Annotated in this window: 15 protein-coding genes; 12 read left to right on the top strand and 3 right to left on the bottom strand. The window is 67.9% G+C overall.

What is annotated here, in order from left to right; genetic code table 11:
- Positions 1–127 precede the first annotated feature (127 nt).
- From ACZF5Y_RS15865 to ACZF5Y_RS15815, 11 genes are all read left to right on the top strand, one after another.
- A complete protein-coding gene (locus tag ACZF5Y_RS15865; RefSeq protein ID WP_497533684.1) occupies positions 128–1,165 on the top strand; it encodes a VOC family protein in 1,038 nt (345 codons plus the stop codon).
- A gap of 81 nt (positions 1,166–1,246) precedes the next feature.
- Positions 1,247–2,932: an Ig-like domain repeat protein gene (locus ACZF5Y_RS15860; protein WP_497533683.1), complete on the top strand. Its 1,686-nt coding sequence runs from the start codon at positions 1,247–1,249 to the stop codon at positions 2,930–2,932.
- Positions 2,933–2,970: 38 nt separating this feature from the next.
- The gene (locus ACZF5Y_RS15855; RefSeq protein ID WP_497533682.1) at positions 2,971–4,068 is read left to right on the top strand and encodes a metal ABC transporter substrate-binding protein; all 1,098 of its coding nucleotides are present in this window, start codon (positions 2,971–2,973) and stop codon (positions 4,066–4,068) included.
- Positions 4,065–4,916, top strand: coding sequence for a metal ABC transporter ATP-binding protein (locus tag ACZF5Y_RS15850; protein WP_497533680.1), 852 nt, complete (start codon positions 4,065–4,067; stop codon positions 4,914–4,916). The genes ACZF5Y_RS15855 and ACZF5Y_RS15850 overlap by 4 nt, the downstream gene beginning before the upstream one ends.
- Positions 4,916–5,824, top strand: coding sequence for a metal ABC transporter permease (locus ACZF5Y_RS15845; protein ID WP_497533679.1), 909 nt, complete (start codon positions 4,916–4,918; stop codon positions 5,822–5,824). Before ACZF5Y_RS15850 ends, ACZF5Y_RS15845 begins: the two co-directional genes overlap by 1 nt.
- On the top strand, positions 5,803–6,624 hold the full coding sequence (locus tag ACZF5Y_RS15840) for a metal ABC transporter permease (protein ID WP_497533678.1): 822 nt from the start codon (positions 5,803–5,805) through the stop codon (positions 6,622–6,624). The genes ACZF5Y_RS15845 and ACZF5Y_RS15840 overlap by 22 nt, the downstream gene beginning before the upstream one ends.
- 175 nt (positions 6,625–6,799) lie before the next feature.
- Complete coding sequence (locus tag ACZF5Y_RS15835; protein WP_053351512.1) at positions 6,800–7,576, top strand: amino acid ABC transporter ATP-binding protein; 777 nt, start codon at positions 6,800–6,802, stop codon at positions 7,574–7,576.
- A gap of 47 nt (positions 7,577–7,623) precedes the next feature.
- Positions 7,624–8,505, top strand: coding sequence for a glutamate ABC transporter substrate-binding protein (locus tag ACZF5Y_RS15830; RefSeq protein WP_497533676.1), 882 nt, complete (start codon positions 7,624–7,626; stop codon positions 8,503–8,505).
- A 115-nt stretch (positions 8,506–8,620) separates the two neighbouring features.
- Complete coding sequence (locus tag ACZF5Y_RS15825; protein ID WP_497533675.1) at positions 8,621–9,271, top strand: amino acid ABC transporter permease; 651 nt, start codon at positions 8,621–8,623, stop codon at positions 9,269–9,271.
- On the top strand, positions 9,268–10,215 hold the full coding sequence (locus ACZF5Y_RS15820) for an amino acid ABC transporter permease (protein ID WP_497533674.1): 948 nt from the start codon (positions 9,268–9,270) through the stop codon (positions 10,213–10,215). The genes ACZF5Y_RS15825 and ACZF5Y_RS15820 overlap by 4 nt, the downstream gene beginning before the upstream one ends.
- A gap of 162 nt (positions 10,216–10,377) precedes the next feature.
- Positions 10,378–11,445 (top strand): pyridoxal-phosphate dependent enzyme, encoded by a 1,068-nt coding sequence (locus tag ACZF5Y_RS15815; protein ID WP_497533673.1) that lies wholly within the window; start codon positions 10,378–10,380, stop codon positions 11,443–11,445.
- Here ACZF5Y_RS15815 and ACZF5Y_RS15810 read toward each other — a convergent pair.
- Positions 11,417–12,391: an IS481 family transposase gene (locus ACZF5Y_RS15810; RefSeq protein ID WP_497532199.1), complete on the bottom strand. Its 975-nt coding sequence runs from the start codon at positions 12,389–12,391 to the stop codon at positions 11,417–11,419. The genes ACZF5Y_RS15815 and ACZF5Y_RS15810 overlap by 29 nt on opposite strands.
- A 65-nt stretch (positions 12,392–12,456) precedes the next feature.
- Here ACZF5Y_RS15810 and ACZF5Y_RS15805 point away from each other — a divergent pair, with 65 nt between their 5' ends.
- Positions 12,457–12,597 carry a hypothetical protein gene (locus ACZF5Y_RS15805; protein WP_497533672.1) on the top strand — a complete coding sequence of 47 codons (141 nt, stop codon included), beginning with the start codon at positions 12,457–12,459 and terminating at the stop codon, positions 12,595–12,597.
- 448 nt (positions 12,598–13,045) lie between these two features.
- Here the strand turns inward: ACZF5Y_RS15805 and ACZF5Y_RS15800 are convergent, their stop codons facing one another.
- Positions 13,046–16,933, bottom strand: coding sequence for an efflux RND transporter permease subunit (locus tag ACZF5Y_RS15800; protein WP_497533671.1), 3,888 nt, complete (start codon positions 16,931–16,933; stop codon positions 13,046–13,048).
- Positions 16,934–17,230: 297 nt separating this feature from the next.
- A complete protein-coding gene (locus ACZF5Y_RS15795; RefSeq protein ID WP_497533670.1) occupies positions 17,231–18,454 on the bottom strand; it encodes an MFS transporter in 1,224 nt (407 codons plus the stop codon).
- Between the last annotated feature and the right edge of the window lie 30 nt (positions 18,455–18,484).

Here is an 18,484-nt window from a genome sequence, read left to right as displayed (position 1 = left end):
TGCCCTCGAGCGTGTGCGCCGTGCTCAACCCGAATAAACGGTTAAGCACGGCGCACATGGTTGTTCGATGCCGCTTCACCCGGCTTTCCCAGGAATGCGCGTCGATGAGTGAGAGTTGCCACTTGATATGGCCACTTCTGCAGCCCGCTCTCGCAAGCCCCTCATCATTGCGCTCATCGTCGTCGCCGCATTGGTCGCGGCCGGTGCGATCACCTGGATTGCGATCGCGCAGTCGGCGAGCGCACAAGGCGACGCCCGACCCGTCGCCGCGCTGCCCGACGAGACGCACATGGGTGTGGTCGAGATCGCGGTGCACGATCTCGAAAAGGTGCAGCAGTACTACATCGACGCGGTCGGCCTGCGGGTGCTCGATGACGAAGCTGACGCTGACGAAGAAGCAACTGGGGGCGGCGTGCTGCTGGGCCTCGACGAGCCGATCCTGCGCCTCACGCCCGACGACTCGGGCGAAGCCGGATCTACCCTCACCGACCCCGGGCTCTATCACACGGCAATTCTGTATCCAGATGCGCCCGCGCTCGCCGCAACCATTCTGAACGTCGCAACGGTCGCCCCCGACACGTTCCAGGGTTCGGCCGACCATGCCGTGAGCCAGGCCTTCTACTTCCTCGACCCCGAAGGCAATGGACTCGAACTGTATGTCGACCGGCCTCGCGACGAGTGGAAGTGGCAGGGCGGCGAGGTGCAGATGGGGTCGGAGGCGCTCGACCCGAACCAATTCATTACCGAGCACCTCGGCACCGACGCCGACGCCGACGCCGACGCGATCGACGAGGCCGCGCCCGATGCAGCGACGATGGGGCACGTGCACCTCAAGGTCGGCGACTTGCAGCAGGCCGAAGACTTCTACGCCGGCGCGCTCGGCTTCGCGGTGACGTCGCGCGCCGACGGTGCGCTGTTCTACGCCGCGGGCGGCTACCACCATCACCTGGCAACGAATGTGTGGCAGAGCGAGGGCGCTGAGACGCGCACCAACGCGACGGGGCTCGCGGGCTTCACGGTCACGCTGCCCGATGCGGCCGCGGTCGATGCGGTTGAGGATCGCCTGGCCGATGCCGGCTATACGTCCCAGCGCAGTGATGATGCGCTCACCGCGTGGGATCCGTGGGGCAACGCGGTGCACCTGGTCGTGGGGTCAGCGCAATAACTACCTGATTCCTCGTGATTGTCTACGCATTGTTATTCCGATTGCTAGGCACGCGGCCGTCTGCGGCTTAAGCTCTCGAGTATGCGTGTGAAACTCGGGGCAACCCTGTTGGCTGTGGCCGTTGCGACCTTGGGACTGCCGGTCGTGGTTGCCGCGCCGGCTCAGGCGGATGCCGCGTGCACCGTCGACGCCGGCGTCGCCACCTGCGAATTCGCGTTCACCGGCGCGACGGAGCAGTGGACCGTGCCGACCGGCGTCACCTCTATCACGGCCGACGTCTTCGGGGCCGCGGGTGGAGACGCGACGCAGTGGAACAACATGGTCGGCGGTCGGGGCGGCCGGGCGACTGCGGTGCTGCCGGTGCAGCCGGGCGACGTGCTCAACTTCACGGTCGGCGGCGTGGGAATCTCGAATGTGCTCTGTGAGCCCGGTGGCGTCGCCGGAGGGTTCAATGGCGGCGGCCGCACGTCGGCCAAGGGCTGTGCGAACGCCAGCGGTGGCGGTGCGAGCGATATTCGTGTGGGCGGCGCGGGCCTGGAGCACCGGGTGCTCGTCGCCGGCGGTGGAGGCGGGTCCGTTGCGGTTACCAACTCGCAGTACGGCAACTTCATCGGCGGTGCTGGTGGTGGGTTGGTCGGCGGTGCCAAGGTCGTGAGCATTGCGGGCGACGGCGCCGGCGGCGATCAGAACGGCGGCGGGAGCGGCATGCTCGGCATCGGCGGCGACGGGCGCGATACCACTTCATCTGACCCGCAATCGCCGGGAAGCGGTGGCGGTGGCGGTGGGTACTACGGTGGCGCGGGCGGCGGGCCGGGCTACCTGACGGTGTGGGGCACCGCCGGGGGTGGCGGATCGGGCTATGGTCCCGCCGGCACGGTCTTCGAAAACGGGGTGCGCGACGGAAACGGTCTCATCACGATCACGTACAACACGGCGGCTTCTTCAGTAGCGCTCGGCACCTCGAGTGAAGAAGTCTTCGCTGATGAGACGATCGATCTGACGGCCACTGTAGAGGCTGATGCCACGGTCGGCGACCTCGCCGGTACGGCGCGGTTCTGGGCGGGCGAAGAGATGCTCGGTGAGGTGCCCGTCTCGAGCGATGGCCGCGCCGAACTGCCTGGCGTGCAGCTTCCCGTCGGCGAGCATGCGCTCGCCGTGGAGTACTCCGGCAACGCGGGTGTGAACGGGTCGCGTTCGGCTGAGACCACCGTGACGGTGCAGCAGCGGGTCGCGACGGTGACGTTGTCGCTCGATCGCGCCGGCACGAAGGTCGGCGAGACGGTGCAGATGAGCGCGTCGGTCGCTCCCGCCGAGTTGACGGGATCAGTCGAGTTCTTCGCGAATGGCGAGTCGTTGGGCAGTGCGCCGATTGAATCGGGCGTGGCAACGCTCGCGATCGCCTCGCTCCCCGAGGGTAGTTACGTCATCACGGCGCGATATTCCGGCAACTCGGTGTTCGCGATCTCGACGTCGCAGCCGGTATCGCTCGCCGTGGCGCCGGCGCCCGTGGACCCGATTGATCCCGTCGATCCGGTCGAGCCGACGAAGCCCGCGGAATCCGGTGCCGAAGGCGCCCCGCCGACCACCGTCGTGACAACCTCGGCCCCGGCGGTCGCAGAGAGTGCTGCCAAGCCGCGGCTCGCGGCCACGGGTGATGCGCACGGCGCATCCGTTGCCGCGGCGCTCGCGATGACGCTCTTGCTGCTCGGCGGCACCGCGGTGGCCGCGGCACGAATGCGATCACGAGGCGACGCAACATCTGAGTGAGTGTATAGTGATACTCGTTCTCATTTAGAAAGTGTGTCATGACTCGTTACTCACGCCCCCTCAAGCCCGTCCTCCTCGCCAGCGCAGCGCTCGCCTCGCTGCTCGCGCTCACCGCCTGCAGTGGCGGCGCCACCGCGGATTCGGGAGACGGCGGCGGGGGCGGGGGCCTCAAGGTCGTCGCGACCACGACGCAGCTCACCGACTTCACCGGTGAGGTGGGCGGCGACGACATCGAACTCACTGGGCTGCTCGCTCCGAACGCCTCGGCGCACCACTTCGACCCGAGCCCGGCTGACCTGCTGGCGCTCGGCGAGGCCGACGTGCTCGTCGTCAACGGCGCGGGTCTGGAAGGCTTCGTCGACGATGCGGTTGAGGCCTCAGGCTTCGACGGCACCATCATCACCGCCGCTGATGGCATCGACCTCGACGAGGCGAAGCAGATCACCATCGCCGGTGGCGGCTTCGTCGACGATCACGATGACGAGGAAGAGGGCCACGATCACGCGGCCGAAGAAGATCATGATCACGCGGAAGAGGATCATGATCACGCCGAAGAGCCCGGCGACCTGAACCCGCACATCTGGACCTCGCCGAAGTTCGCCGAAGGCATGGTGAACGAGATCGCGAAGGGCCTCGAGCAGGCTGACCCCGATCACGCAAGCGATTACCAGCAGCGCGCCTCGGAGTACACCGACAAGCTCGCCGACCTCGACACCTGGGTCGCGGCCGAGGTGGATCGCGTGCCCGCCGCCGAGCGCCAGTTCGTGAGCGGTCACGACTCGATGCGCTACTACCTCAACGAGTACGGCATCACGTTCGCCGGGTCGATCCTGCCCAGCTTCGAAGACAATGCCGAGCCGAGCGCCGCCGACATCGATGCGCTCGTCGCCTCGATCAAGGAGAACAAAGTCAAGGCAGTCTTCGTCGAGTCGTCGATGAGCCCGAAGCTCGCCGAGACCATCGCCGCCGAGGCGGGCGTGCAGGTCATCGATGCCGAAACGCTGTACACCGACTCCCTCGGCGCCCCCGACAGCGACGGCGCGACGTACATCGGTGCGACCGTGCACAACACCCAGACGATTCTCGATGCCTGGGGCGTGAAGGCTGACGCCGCGCCCGATAGTCTGCAGGGATGAACCCCGAGCACGACCCGCAGCACTGCGCAGTGCCCGCAGCGACCGACGCCGCGCCCCTCACCGGGCGCGGCGTCGCGCTTGCACTGGCCGGTGCGGCGTTCGGGTATGACGGCGTTGCGCGAGTCGAGGGGCTCACACTCGAGGTGCCGACGGGAGCTGCGGTTGCACTGATCGGGCCGAACGGCTCGGGCAAGTCGACGCTGCTGCGCGGCATTTTGGGGCTCGCAGATCGCACGGCCGGCACGGTGCAGGTGCTCGGTGAGGCTCCGGATCGCGCCCGCCGACACATCGGCTCACTGCCTCAGGCGGATACCCGCGACGCCACCCTGCCCATAACGCTGCGCCAGGTCGTGACAATGGGCCTGTACCGCTCGCGCGGTGCGCTGCGCCCGATCGGTCGTGACGGTCGCGCGGCCGTCGGCGATGCCATGGAGCGGGTCGGCCTCGGCGCGTTCGCGTCCCGTCGTTTCGGTGAGCTCTCTGGCGGGCAGCAGCAGCGCGGCATCCTGGCCCGTGCGCTCGTCTCCGACCCCCGGTTGCTGCTGCTCGACGAGCCGTTCAACGGCCTCGACCGCGAGAATCGCGACGTGCTGCTGCAGCTCGTGCGCGAACTGCGGGCCGAGGGGCGCACCATCATCGTGTCGACGCACGACCTCGAGATCGCGCAGGAGGCGTGCACCCACGCGCTGCTGCTCGCGAGCGGGCACCATCCCAACCAGCCCGGGCACCCAGCCGCGTTCGGGTCGGTCGCCGATGCCCTCACGCTCGATGCCGTGCAGCACGCGTTCCAAGACACGACCGTCGAACTCGATCAGCACACGGTGACCACGACACGGGAGACCGAGTGATGTCGGTCGATCTGCTGACGGCCCTCCATCTCGCGCAATCCAGCCCACTCGACATTTTCGCGCTGCCGTTCATGTGGCGGGCCCTGGTGACCGTCGGCATCTTGGCGGTCGCGGCCGGCGTCGTCGGCCTCTTCATCAGTTTTCGCGAACTCGAATTCGTGAGCGACGGCCTCGTGCACTCCGTGTTTCCCGGTCTGGTCGTCGGCTCGATGATCGGGGGCACCGCCTTGCTGCTGCCTGGTGCCGTGGTTGCGGCGATCCTCGCTGCCGTGCTCTTCACCGTCATCGAGCACCGCGGCGGAGTCGGCGCCGACGCCGCGATCGCGGTCGTGCTCACCGGCCTGTTCAGCTTGGGAGTCGTGCTCGTCTCTCGGCAGGAGGGCTACGTCGCGCAGTTGCAAGAGCTGCTCTTCGGGCGTCTGCTCACGGTGACCGAGACGCAGCTCTGGCAGATCCTGCTCGTCGCCCTCATTGCGGTCGCAATCGTCGGGGTGACGTGGCGGGCGCAATTGTTCCGTTCGTTCGACGCGGCCGGTGCCGAAGCCGCGGGCTTCCGGCTGCTGCGCGCCGACCTCACGTTGGGCGTCGCGGTCGCGCTGCTCGTCGTCGCCGGGGTACAGGCGCTCGGCGTGCTCATGGTGATCGCGCTGCTCACCGTGCCGATGGCGGCCGCGCGCCTGCTGACGCGCCGCTTCGCGCTGCTCATTCCGATCGCGGTGCTGCTGCCGCTCTTCGTCGGGGTGGCCGGACTCTGGATCTCGTTCGAGTGGTCGACCACCGGCGGCGCGACGGTCTCGCCGGGCGCGGTCGTCGTGCTGCTGCTCGTCGCCGCGTACGTGCTCGCCGCGCTTGTGCGCTGGGGCGTCGGCGCAGTGCGGAAGCCGGCGTGGAAGCCGGTGCGCGCATGAGCTACTTCGCGCTCGCCTCGCTCGAGCTCGCGCTGCTCGGCCTCCTCTCCGGGGTCGCGGGCACCCTCATTGTGCTGCGCCGTCGCTCGTTCTTCGCGGTCGCGCTGAGCCACGCGACGTTCCCGGGCGGTGTGGTGTTCGCGCTGCTCGGCTGGAACCTGCTCATCGGTCAGGCGCTGTTCGCGCTCGTGCTGGTGCTCGCCATGACCCTGCTCGCGAAGATTCCCGGTCAGGGGCGTCAAGTGACCAGCGGGGTGGTGCTGTCGTTCGGGTTCGCGCTCGGTACGCTGCTCGCCGCACTCAACCCGGGCCTCGGCGTGCCCGTCGAGGCGCTGCTCGTCGGCTCACCGCTCGGCGTCAGCGTCTCCGACGTGACCTCGACAGCCGTGGTGCTCGTGGTGTCGCTCGTGCTTGCGGCCGCGTACGGCCGCCGCATCCTCTTCCACACCTTCGAACCCGTCGGATACGTGGCCTCGGGCTACCGCACCTGGCCGGTCGAACTCGTCGTCACTGGCATCATCGCCGCCGCAGTGGTCGTGGCGATGCCCGCGGTCGGGGCGATCCTCGGCGTCGCCGTACTCATCGCGCCTGCTGCGGCCGCGCGGGTGCTCACCGATCGCGTCGAGTGGATTCCGGTGCTCTCGGCAGTGCTCGGCATTGCGGGCAGCATCGCGGGTCTCTGGATCTCGCGCGAATACTCGGTCGCCGCCGGGGGATCGGTCGGTCTGGTGCTCACCGCCGTGTTCCTGCTCTGCGTCGCATTTCGCGCCCTCAAGCCGCGATTCGCGCCAGCACGGTGACGGCTTGGTAACGATTGGACCGGCCGCAGGCACAGCTCTAGCAGCGAGTCGACGCTTCCCCACGCCGTCCCGTCCGTTCCCCAACTTCATCAGGAGTTTTGTAGAACCCTAGTCGGCTTTGTGCGGCGAGCACAAGACCTTTCGCACGGCTCGGCTCTCTCAGTACGATCGCCGCATGGGAGAGACGACAGCGGTCAGAGTGGTCCGCGACGATCGAGAGCCACTCGTCATCATCAACGAAGTCAACAAGCACTATGGCGATCTACACGTGCTCAACAACATCAACACCCAGGTCGGCCGCGGTGAGGTCGTCGTGGTACTCGGGCCGTCAGGGTCGGGCAAGTCGACGCTCTGCCGCGCGATCAACCGTCTCGAAACCATCGACTCGGGCACGATCACCATCGACGGCGAACCGCTGCCCGAAGAAGGCCGGGACCTCGCGACGCTGCGAGCCGACGTCGGCATGGTGTTTCAACAGTTCAACCTCTTCGCGCACAAGACGATCCTGCAGAACGTGACGCTCGGGCCAATGAAGGTCCGCGGCCTCTCGCGCAAGGCCGCGGAGGAGAAAGCGATGGCGCTGCTCGATCGCGTGGGCATCGCGAACCAGGCCCAGAAGCTCCCGTCGCAGCTCTCGGGCGGACAGCAGCAGCGCGTCGCCATCGCTCGGTCGCTGGCGATGGACCCCAAGTTGATCCTGCTCGACGAACCGACGTCGGCACTCGACCCCGAGATGATCAACGAGGTGCTCGACGTGATGATCGGTCTGGCGAACGACGGCATGACCATGGTCGCAGTGACCCACGAGATGGGGTTCGCACGGCGGGCCGCCGATCGCATCGTGTTCATGGCCGACGGGCAGATCGTCGAGGAGGCGACGCCCGAGCAGTTCTTCACCGACCCGACGACGTCGCGCGCCAAGGACTTCCTGTCGAAGATTCTCGGCCACTGACGCCCCGATTCCCACGAACCAGACTCAACGCAGAGAAAGCAGGAATCATGAGATTCGCCAAGTACGCAGCAGTCATCGCGGCAGCTGGAGCTCTCGCCCTCACAGCGTGCGCTTCAGGATCGCCGAACGACGCCGGGGGAGACACCTCGGCACCGGCACCCGCCGAAGACGTCACCTTCGACGAAGGCACCACGATGGCGAAGCTCCACGACGCCGGCAAGATCACGATCGGCACGAAGTACGATCAGCCGCTGTTCGGCCTCATGAACCCGACCACCAACAAACCCGAGGGCTTCGACGTCGAGATCGGCAAGATCATCGCCGCAAAGCTCGGCCTCACCGAAGACCAGATCACGTGGAAAGAGGCCGTGTCGGCCAACCGCGAGCCGTTCATCGAGAAGGGTGAGGTCGACATCGTCGTTGCGACGTACACGATTAACGACGACCGCAAGCAGGTCATCGACTTCGGCGGCCCGTACTACATCGCCGGTCAAGACCTGCTGGTACTCTCGGGCAACCCCGACGGCATCTCGGGCATCGACGACGTCAAGGGCAAGAAGGTCTGCTCGGTCACCGGCTCGACCTCGGAGGAGAACCTCAAGAAGGAAGGGGTCGACGTGCTCGCCACCGACACCTACTCGAACTGCCTCGAGCCGCTGCGCTCGGGTGAGGTCGTGGCGGTATCCACGGACAACGTGATTCTCGCCGGCCTCGCCGACCAGAACCAGGGCGAGTTCGAGGTCGTCGAGAACCCCTTCACCGAGGAGCCCTATGGCATCGGTTTGAAGAAGGGCGACGACGACTTCCGCGGCTTCATCAACGACACGCTGCAAGAGTCGTTCGATGATGGCGACTGGGCCGCAGCTTGGGAGAAGACGGCCGGCAAGGTGCTCTCGACGCCTGAGCCGCCGAAGATCGACAACTACTGATCGTTCACGGTCACCTCGCGATGCCGGTACGGCACTCGCGTCCAGTCAGTATTGAGTCGGCCCGGGGGCGGCGCACGCCGCCCCCGGGAGCCGCTCCGCAGAAGGGATCCAGCCCGTGGAAGTGCTGATCGCGAACGCCGGCGACATCCTCGCCGGATTCTTGATGACCCTGAGGCTATTGCTGTTCGGTGGCCTGGGGGCGCTGCTCATCGGCCTCATCGTGGCCGTCATGCGCATCTGCCCCGTCGCCTCGCTGCGTGCATTCGCCACGGTCTACACCGAGCTGATCCGCAACATTCCGCTCACCCTGTTGCTCCTGTTCATGGTGTTCGTGCTGCCGCTCATCGTGCCTGACAAGCCACCGTACGCGATCCTCGCGTCGATCGGCCTCGCTGTCTACACCTCCCCATTCGTTGCCGAGGCGCTGCGCAGCGGCATCAACGGTGTGCCGGTCGGGCAGGCCGAAGCGGCCCGTTCCATCGGTCTCGGCTTCGGGCAGACGCTTTCGCTCATCGTGCTGCCGCAAGCATTGCGCATGGTGGTTCCGCCGCTCATCAACGTGTTCATCGCTCTGACGAAGAACACCTCGGTGGCCGGCGGGTTCTTCGTGGTCGAGCTCTTCGCGACGGCCCGACAGCTGACGAACAGCAACGGTCAGGCGGTGATCCCGATTCTCGTCGGCGTCGCCTGCTTCTACCTCCTGATTACCATTCCGCTCGGTCTCATCGCCGGGCAGATCGAGAAGAAGGTGCGGGTGCTGCGATGAGTACCGCGACAGTTCTCTACGACGCCCCCGGCCCCAAGGCGCGGGTGCGATCCCGCATCATTTCAGTAGTGGGCGTTGTCGCGCTCGCCGCACTGCTCGGCTGGGTCGTCTGGCGCCTGGCCCAGCCGCAGATCGCGGTCAACGGCAACGAGACGCTCGGCATGTTCGACGGCTCGCGCTGGGATGTGCTGGCCTATGGCGAAGTGTGGCAGTTCATCGGCCGCGGCGTGCTGAATACGCTGCGCGCCGCCGCCGTTGCGATGGTCGGCGCCGTACTGCTCGGCATGCTGTTCGCCTTCGGGCGCCTCGCATCGTCGGCTCTGGTGCGCGTGCCCGTGACCGTGCTGCTCGAGTTCTTCCGCGGCATGCCCGTGCTGCTGATGATGCTGTTCATCTTGCTCGTCGCCTCGACCGGTGCCTTCTGGGCCGTCGTGATCGCACTCATCATCTACAACGGCGCGATCATCGGCGAGGCACTGCGGGCCGGCATCGTCGCGCTGAATAAGGGCCAGCGCGAAGCCGGCCTGTCAATCGGACTGACGCCGGTGCGCACCCGCTTGCTCATCGAGTTTCCGCAGGCGTTCACGCAGATGCTGCCGATCATTATCGCCCAGCTCGTCGTGCTGTTGAAAGACACCTCGCTCGGCTACATCGTGGCCTACTCCGAGCTCGCCTCGACGGTGAAGCAGGCGTCGACCTTCTACGGCAACCGCTACCTCTTCACCTTCTGGGTCGTGGCCGTCGTGATCTACCTCGCCATCAACCTCACCGTCTCATGGCTCGGGCGACGGGCCGGGCGGATGGCCGCGATGCGCAGCGGCAAGCCGGCGCCCGCCGCGAAGCGCGCCGCGGTGGCGGCAGCGGTCGGTGGCGAAATCGGCGCCGCGGGTGGTGCGGGCGGCGGCGTTGGCGGCGGGCCGGGGCCCGACGGGCCGAAGGCGTAGTGCGCTGGCGGCGCTGTTGCTGTAGCTGCGGCTGCGCCGCGCTGGATGCGATCGGGGTAACTTTCGACGGGTGTTGCCGCCCATTTGTGGCCGCGCACCCACCGCAACTTACCCCGATCGTGATCAGCATGGTGGGAGCACGGCGTTGCTAGGCTGCGCTGCATGAGCAGTGACGCCGCCTACGTCGACCCGACATCCGGAGCGCGTGTGCCGATCGAGGCGGGGCGCTGGCGTTCGCACGCTGGTGATCCGCTGCTGCTGACGCCTGGTGGCGGCATCACGGCTGCAGACATCGATGCGGGATCGCCCGGACTCTGGCGGTACCGCGCCGCCTTCGCGGTTGACGTACCCGACCCGATCTCGCTGGGCGAGGGGCGCACGCCGTTGGTGCCGACCGAGTGGCACGGTGCTCGACCGCTGTGCAAACTCGAGTGGGCGTCGCCGACGGGCAGCTTCAAGGATCGCGGGGCCAGCGTGATGCTCTCCGTGCTGCGGCAGCAGGGCGCGACGTCGGTGATCGAGGACAGCTCGGGCAACGGCGGTGCCTCGATCGCCGCGTATGGTGCCGCAGGCGGCCTTGACGTGACCGTCTTCGCGCCGGCGTCGACCACGCCCGCGAAGCTCGTGCAGGCGCGCGCATATGGAGCGCGCATCGAACTCGTCGACGGGCTCCGCGAAGCCTCGCAGGCTGCGGCGATCGCAGCGGCTGAGCGCGGCGACGGTTGGTACGCGAGCCACAACTGGCAGCCGTTCTTTCTCGAGGGAACGAAGACGCTCGCTTACGAAATGTGGGAAGACCTCGGGTTCCGGGCTCCCGACGCCGTGGTGATGCCGGTCGGCGCGGGCAGCAGCCTGCTGGGGTGTGCGTTCGGGTTCCGTGAACTACTGCGAGTCGGCGCGATCGATCGCTTGCCGCGTCTGTATGCCGCGCAGCCCCTGCACTGCTCGCCGGTCGACGCGGCGTTCCACGTGAAACCGGCGCCCGGTGCGGCGGCCGCGCGGGCGGCGGCACTGCAGGCCGCGACCGCCCGCCCGGTGCTGCCGACGATCGCCGAGGGCACGGCGATCTCCCGCCCGCTGCGCCTCATGCCCATGCTCGAAGCGCTGCGTGAGAGCGGCGGAGGCACGGTCGCGGTTCCCGAGGCGGGGATCCGCTCCGCGCACGCCGGGTTCGCGGCGCGCGGGCTCTACACCGAGCCGACTAGCTGTACTGACCTCGACCGTTGTTGACGCGATCGATCGGAGATTGGCCCCCGATACCGAGATGGGGCCTGTCCAGGTTGTAATAATCGAGCCAGGCAGTCAACCCTGCCCGGCGATCCTCGTTCGACGCCCACGGCCGCGCGTACGCCCACTCCGTCGCGAGTGTGCGATTCAAGCGTTCGACTTTCCCATTCGTCCACGGGCAATGCGGACGAATGAACCGTTGCGCGATGTTGTGAGCGTCAAGAACACCACGAAACACTGCGGAGTGCCGGTATGCGAAAGCGTTATCGCTGATGACACGCTCGACCCGCACCCCAAGCAACGCATAGAACGCGATCGCACGCTCCAAGACCCCAGCCGCGGTAACACCTTTCTCATCATCGTGGATCTCGGCGTACGCGACACGCGAATGATCATCGATCACGGTATGGACATAGTCGTACCCGTGTCCCCGTTTCCGGTTCGGTCGTTCGCGACGACCGTGTAGCCGCCAACCGCCACCGTCGGGGATGCGGCCGAGTTTCTTGACATCGATATGGATCAACGAGCCTGGATGATCGTGCTCGTATCGGTTCGCGGATCGTCGTTCTGCGCGGATCCGAGTTCCCGTGACGGGATCGATATCGCGCAGCAATGGTTCCCGGTGGCGGCGCAGCACCCGTCCGACCGTCGAGGCGTGCATGCCGAGCTTGCCCGCAATGAAGACCGGGCCGCGGCGGGTCAACTCACGCATGATCCGCACACGAGTCTCCGCGCACGCATTGGTGCGGTTGGGATGCGTGTGCGCGACGCTGGATCGATCTTTCAAGCCCACGATCCCCAACTCACGGAATCGGCGCCACCACCGCCACGCAGTCGTGCGAGAGACCCCCATCTCAGCGGCGACATGCGCGACCGCACGCCCGGACTGGATGCGCTGAATCATGATCAAACGGCCCGCGGGAGCCAGTCGGGCGTTAGCGTGGGACATGAGAAGCCTCCGTGGTTCGAGATGTAGAACTAGACAGCTCCAACTCGACACCGGGGGCTTCTCTTATGTCAACAACGATCCGGGTCAGTACAACTAGCGCGACGGCGGCTGCCGCACTCGAGGTGCTGGTCGAACGCGGGGCGATCCATCCCGACGAGACCACCGTGGTGCTGCTCACAGGGTCGGGGCTGAAGTCGGCCGGGTGATCCGCCGCTGCTCACTGCCCGGATCCGCGGAGGAGGCAACCACACCCGCTGGTGCGCCAACGCGCTGAGGGCTTGGAGTCGCACTTCAACCTGCAGCGTCACCGCGGGCACCACCACCGCGTGCCGATTTTCGCCGGTCGTACCTCCCGTCCAGTCGCCCGAAATTGCGGAGATTCACGCATCAGCGGACCGATCGGCTCCATTCGGTCCGCTGATGCGTGAATCTCCGCGGTGTGGGCGGGCGGGTGGGGCGGGTCAGTGAGCGCCCCCGGGTCGGGCGGTGGAGCTGGTTGGTTGCTGGCTGTTGGCTGTTGGCTGCTGGCTGCTGCGCGGCTGGGCTGGCTGATGGGCGACAACCGCAGAGCGGGGTCACTTTCGGAGGGTGTCGCGATCTGCGCACACTCCGAAAGTGACCCCGCTCACACGTGGTGCACAGCGCAGCGGAGGCCTACTGCGTCGGCGGCTGCGGGGCGTCAGGGGCGTCAGGGACGTCAGGAGCGTCAGCGGCATCCGGCCCCTCGGCCGCACCCGACGCGTCCGCCGCATCTGCGCCACCCTTCGCGGCACGCCGCTCGGCCTGAGCGGCAGCCCGCGCCTCGCGCTCGGCAGTCCGCGCTTGGCGCTTCGCCGCCTTCGCGTCGACCTTCGCCGCGCGTGCCTCCTGCTTCGCCGACCGGCGATCTGCCGCAAATGCCAGCTGGGCCTCGCGCGCCTCGGCCGGCGCCCCCGCATCATCGGCACGACGCTCCGCGCGCTGTGCATCTCGGCGAGCGCGGCGCTCGGCCCGCTTGGCGAGCTTGCGCTCACGGCGGCGCTCGATGAGCGTGTAGAGAATCGGCACGAGGATGAGGGTCAGCAGCGTCGACGAGATGAGCCCGCCGATCACCACGATCGCCAGAGGCTTCGAGATGAACACGCCCCCGCCGGTCAGTCCGAGCGACATCGGGATCAACGCGAACACCGTCGCCGCGGCCGTCATGAGGATGGGGCGCAAGCGAAGACGTGTGCCATGCTCCACGGCCTCGTCGAGCCCGGCGCCGGCCTCGCGCAGACGGTTGATGAGGTCCATGAGCACGATCGCATTGGTGACGACGATGCCGATGAGCATCAGCAGGCCGATGAGGGCTGGGAGGCCGAGGGGGGTGCCGGTGATGAGCAGGCCGAGGATCGCCCCGGTCGCTGCGAACGGGATCGAGATGAGCAGCACCAGTGGCCCGCGGAAGCTGCGGAAGGTCGCGACCATGACAAGCAGCACGAGCATGATCGCGCCGAGCATCGCGAGCCCGAGCTGGCCGAACGCCTCGTCTTGTTCGGCGGACGCGCCGCCCTGCTCGAACGTGACGCCGGCCGGCAGATCGGTGTCGGCGATCGCCTCGTCGATGGCAAGGCTGGCGACCGCCAGTTGGCCGTCTTGCGGCGTCACCGTCAGCGTGACCTGGCGCTCGCCGTCGGCGCGGGTGATCACCGGGGCGGTCAGCTCCTCCTCAACGGTGGCGATGGCCGAGAGCGGAATCGCGGTGCCGGTGATCTCGGCCGCCGCCTTCTGCTCGGCCTCGGCGGCTTCGGCTTCGGCTTGCTGCGTGGCCGCTTCGCTCTGCGCGTCGCGCAGTGCAGCGATCTGCTCATCCATGCCGGTGATGCCGGCCTGAGCGCTTTCGATCGCGCCCTGCAGCCCGGCGAGCTGCTCGGCGCGGTCCATTTGCGCCTGCACGGCGGCCTCGTCCTCCGGGCTGAGCGGGGTTTCAGGCACGATGGGTGCGGCCGACAGCGCGGCGAGCTGCGCGTTGAGCTCACCAATCTGCCCGACGAGCTCGGCGCGCTGATTCGTGGCGTCGGCGATCTGCGCGGCCAGATCGTTCTCGGCCTTGACCTGAGCCTCCTCGGCCTTCGCCTTTGCCTGTGCTTCGAGCGCATCGGCAGCTGCCTTTTGGGCCGCAGCGGTCTGCTGCGCCGTGACGGGCAGCAGAATCTCGCCGAGCTTCTCGGCGGTGCGCGTCGACCCGGGGGTGCGCACGACGATGTCGCGCTCCTGACCCTCGTACATGAGGGTGCCGACTGTGGAGCCGGCCAGCGCCTCCTGCACGGACTTCGCGATGGTGGCGCGATCGAAGCCGAGTCGGGCGGCCTGATCCTCATCCACCTTGATGCGCATCACCGGCTGCTCGCCGGCCAGCTCGCTCTTGACCGAGCGCACGCCCTTCGCGTCAGCGAGGCGTTCTTCGAGCAGATCGCTCGCCTTGCGCAGCGCTTCGGGGTCATTGCCCTGAATCTGCAGCGCGATGCCGTCGCCGGCGCCCGAGACGAACGCATCCTGCGAGGCGAGTGCGACCTCGCCGGCATCGGGAAGCGCATCGAGCGCATCTTGCACCCGCGATTCCACCTGGGCGACATCGGCACCATCGGTGAGCTGCAGGTCGTAGCTGATCGTTGACGGCGTGCCCGGCGTCGGTACCGGAATCGACGTCATGACGTCGGCGATACCCGAGATCTCGCCGAGCGCTTGCTCGACGGGTTCGGCGGCGGCGACCAGATCGTCGGCAGCCTCCTTCGGCGGGGTCTGCGTCAGCTGCAGGCTCTCTTGGCCCGAGGAGCCGAGGAAATCGGTCTGAATGAACGCGGTCATGCCGAGCGTCGCGACGAGCAGCAGGCCCGAGACCACCAGGGTGATTACCGGGTGCCGGCGGGTCGCGCTGAGCGCGGGCATGAAGGTGCGCTGCAGACGGTCGGGCTCGGTGTGGATCTCATCGAGTTCCGACGGCACGGCGGCAGGAGCGGTGACGTCGCTCGCGGGTTCGGTGAGCACCGCGGTGTCGGCGAGCGCGGTCGTCTGGTCGGGGGCGGCTTCGCTGGAGGGCTGAGGATCCGCAGCCCGTGATCGGTTCAAGAACCAGTACGCGAGCACCGGCACGATGGTGAGCGCGACGACGAGCGAGGCGATCAGGGCGATCGACACCGTCACGGCGAAGGGGCGGAAGAGCTGCCCGGCGATGCCCGAAACGAACGCGATCGGCAGGAACACCGCCACGGTGGTGAGTGTGGACGCGGTGATGGCGCCGGCGACCTGTCGCACCGAGGCGACCACGCCCTCGACCGTCAACGGCCCGTCGCCCCGGCGCCGGCTGATGTTCTCGATCACCACGATGGAGTCGTCGACGACGCGGCCAATCGCGATCGTGAGCGCGCCCAGGGTGAGGATGTTGAGGGTGTTGCCGCTCCACCAGAGCCCGATGAGCGTGATGAGCAGCGAGAGCGGAATCGAGATCGCCGCGATGATGGTGGATCGCCACGACCACAGGAACGCGAGAATCACGAGCACGGCGAACAGCAGGCCCAGCCCGCCCTCGACCGACAAGTCGTGAATCGACTGCTCGATGTACGGCGCCTGATCGAAGATCGTGACGAACTCGGCGTCGAGCGTCGGGGCGAGGCGATCGAGCTCGGCATTGACGCCGTGAGAGATGTCGACGACGTTCGCGCCCTGCGCCGGCGTGATCTGCAGCGTCAGCGACGGGTTGCCGTTGACGCGCGAAATGGTCTGCGCCGGCACGGCCTCGGTCGAGACATCGGCGAAATCGGAGATCTTGACCGCGCCGTCGGCGGTCGGCACAGGGAGGTTCTGAATGTCTTCGAGCGTTGCGAGGCGCGAGCCGACGGTGATGGAGATCGGGCCCTCGGCCGAGTCGGCCTGACCGGCCGGCAGCGCGGCACCGTGGGCCTCGAGAATCGGCCCGAGCGTGGACGGCTCGACCTTCAACCGGGTGACGTCGGCGGCGCGCAGATCGATCATGATGCGGTGCGCCTCTTGGCCCGCGAGGGTGACGGTGCGCACGCCGTTGACACCCTGCAGCGCCGGCACGACGGTCTGCTCGAGGGCGTCGCCGAAGGCCTCCTGATCGCCGGTCGTGCCGGCGCTCAGCATCATCGCGGGGATGTCGTCGGCGCCGCCCGACATCACCTGCAGCTCGGTGCCCGACGGGAAGCTCGGCTTCAGCGCCTCAGCGGCACTGCGAATGGTGCGCAGCGTCTCCTCGTCGTCTTCGCCGAACGTCCACTCGACGGTGATCTGGGCGTCGCCGCTCGACGTCGTCGAGGTCACACCCGTCACCCCCGGCACCCCGCGCACGGCCTGCTCGATCGGCTCCGTGACGCTGCTCGCCATCTCTTCAGGCGCGAGCCCCTGCGACTGCGCAGACACAAAGGCCATCGGCACCTGCATCGACGGCATCAGCTCTTGTTTGAGCGAGCCCATCGAGACGAGGCCGAGTACGGCGATCGCGAGGGTGGTGAGGCCCACGATGAGGCGGTTCTTGAGACTGGTGCGCGTGAGGAACGACATGAACGCTTTCGGCTGAGGCCGCGCGGTGCCTGGGCAGGCGCGCGACTCGGAGGTCGCCACCCGAAACGCGGCCGAGCGGCGTGATCGACCCTTTCAGCTTGTCGGGTCGCGCGGGCGCGGGCATCGTCCCGCAGTACCATTCGGGTCGTCCTCCCGGATGATTCGGGAAACCCGGAAAAGTGCTCACGCCCGCCCGGTCACATCCGCCCACGCAGCAGCGGGGTCAGTTTGAGCGGGTGTCGCACGCGACGCACCCTCCCCAACTGACCCCGCTCCGCAGGCCGAGGTGGCTCGCCCCTACCGCACGTAGCGGTCGCGGCCGGCCTGCAGCCCGAAGCCGATGAGTGCGACGCCGAGCACGCCGAGCGTCCAGAGCGCCGGCATCCACGAGCCGGTGACGTCGTGGAGCAGACCGATGATGGGGGTGCCCACGGCGGCGCCGAGGTACCCGACGGCCTGCGCCATGCCCGAGACGGCTGCCGCGTGACGGTGGTGGTGCGTGCGCAGACCGAAGAATGAGAGCGCCAGCACGATCGCCATGCCGCCCGCGAGGCCCCCGAGCCCGGCCCACACGGCACCCCAGGCGGGTGCGAACGCCAGGCCGAGCGCGGTGCCGATGAAGAGCACGCCCGGAATCGCGCTCAGCAGCGCCTGGTCGCGCAGGCGGGGGATCAGCGCCGAGCAGACGGTACTGCCGATGATGGCGACCGCGTTCATGATGAGCAGGTGCACCCCCGCAGCGGTCGGCGTGATGCCCGACGCGGCTTCGACCGACGGCATCCAGGTGATCAGGATGTAGTACCCGATCGACTGCAAGCCCATGAACGCGGTGATCTGCCAGGCCAGGCCCGATCGCCACGGCGAGAAACGATCGTGCGAGGTGCCGCCGCCGGGCAGCTCGATCGGGGTGCTCGGGGCCGCGGCGCTCGGCGACTCGGCGCGCAGAATGCGCGGCAGGAGCACGGCGAGCGCGAGCAGCGCGAACCCGGCCCAGATGCCGAGCGAGAGCCTCCAGCCCAGGGCCGACGATTCGGCGAGCGGCACCGATACGCCCGCGGCGATGGCGGCGAAGAGTGACTGCACGACCGAATACGCGCCCGTGACCTGCCCGATGCGGTGCGGAAAGTCGCGCTTCACGAGCGCCGGTAGGGCGACGTTGATCGCGGCGATCGCGATCCCGAGCGCAATCGTGCCCACCCACAGCCAGACGCCGCCAAGCGACCGCACCACAATGCCTACGGTGAGCAGCGCCATGCTGCCGCCGAGCAGTCGCTCGAGACCGACGCGCGCCGCGATCGCGGGAACGATCGGCGAGATGCCGGCGAACGCCAGCAGCGGCAGGCTGATGAGCATCGAGGCCGCGAACGAGGTGAGACCGAGCGAGCTCTCGAGCATGTCGAGGATCGGCCCCACCGACGTGAGTGCCGCGCGCAGGTTGCCCGCGACCAGCAGCAGACCGGCAAGAGCGAGCGCCGCCGAGGCCCCGTTCGCGAACCGCCCGTTTCCGCTCACTGCACTCACCGCTGCTCCTCAGTCTCATCTGCCGGGCAC

It is taken from the genome of Leucobacter sp. WKLB1 (assembly GCF_059696215.1).
This window is presented reverse-complemented; position numbering and strand designations above follow the sequence as displayed.

Coding starts and splice junctions, on each gene's coding strand:
- ACZF5Y_RS15805 (WP_497533672.1), top strand. CDS start 12,457: ATGTCAACAACGATCCGGGTCAGTACAACTAGCGCGACGGCGGCTGCC.
- ACZF5Y_RS15800 (WP_497533671.1), bottom strand. CDS start 16,933: ATGTCGTTCCTCACGCGCACCAGTCTCAAGAACCGCCTCATCGTGGGC.
- ACZF5Y_RS15850 (WP_497533680.1), top strand. CDS start 4,065: ATGAACCCCGAGCACGACCCGCAGCACTGCGCAGTGCCCGCAGCGACC.
- ACZF5Y_RS15845 (WP_497533679.1), top strand. CDS start 4,916: ATGTCGGTCGATCTGCTGACGGCCCTCCATCTCGCGCAATCCAGCCCA.
- ACZF5Y_RS15860 (WP_497533683.1), top strand. CDS start 1,247: ATGCGTGTGAAACTCGGGGCAACCCTGTTGGCTGTGGCCGTTGCGACC.
- ACZF5Y_RS15815 (WP_497533673.1), top strand. CDS start 10,378: ATGAGCAGTGACGCCGCCTACGTCGACCCGACATCCGGAGCGCGTGTG.
- ACZF5Y_RS15810 (WP_497532199.1), bottom strand. CDS start 12,391: ATGTCCCACGCTAACGCCCGACTGGCTCCCGCGGGCCGTTTGATCATG.
- ACZF5Y_RS15855 (WP_497533682.1), top strand. CDS start 2,971: ATGACTCGTTACTCACGCCCCCTCAAGCCCGTCCTCCTCGCCAGCGCA.
- ACZF5Y_RS15830 (WP_497533676.1), top strand. CDS start 7,624: ATGAGATTCGCCAAGTACGCAGCAGTCATCGCGGCAGCTGGAGCTCTC.
- ACZF5Y_RS15820 (WP_497533674.1), top strand. CDS start 9,268: ATGAGTACCGCGACAGTTCTCTACGACGCCCCCGGCCCCAAGGCGCGG.
- ACZF5Y_RS15835 (WP_053351512.1), top strand. CDS start 6,800: ATGGGAGAGACGACAGCGGTCAGAGTGGTCCGCGACGATCGAGAGCCA.
- ACZF5Y_RS15865 (WP_497533684.1), top strand. CDS start 128: ATGGCCACTTCTGCAGCCCGCTCTCGCAAGCCCCTCATCATTGCGCTC.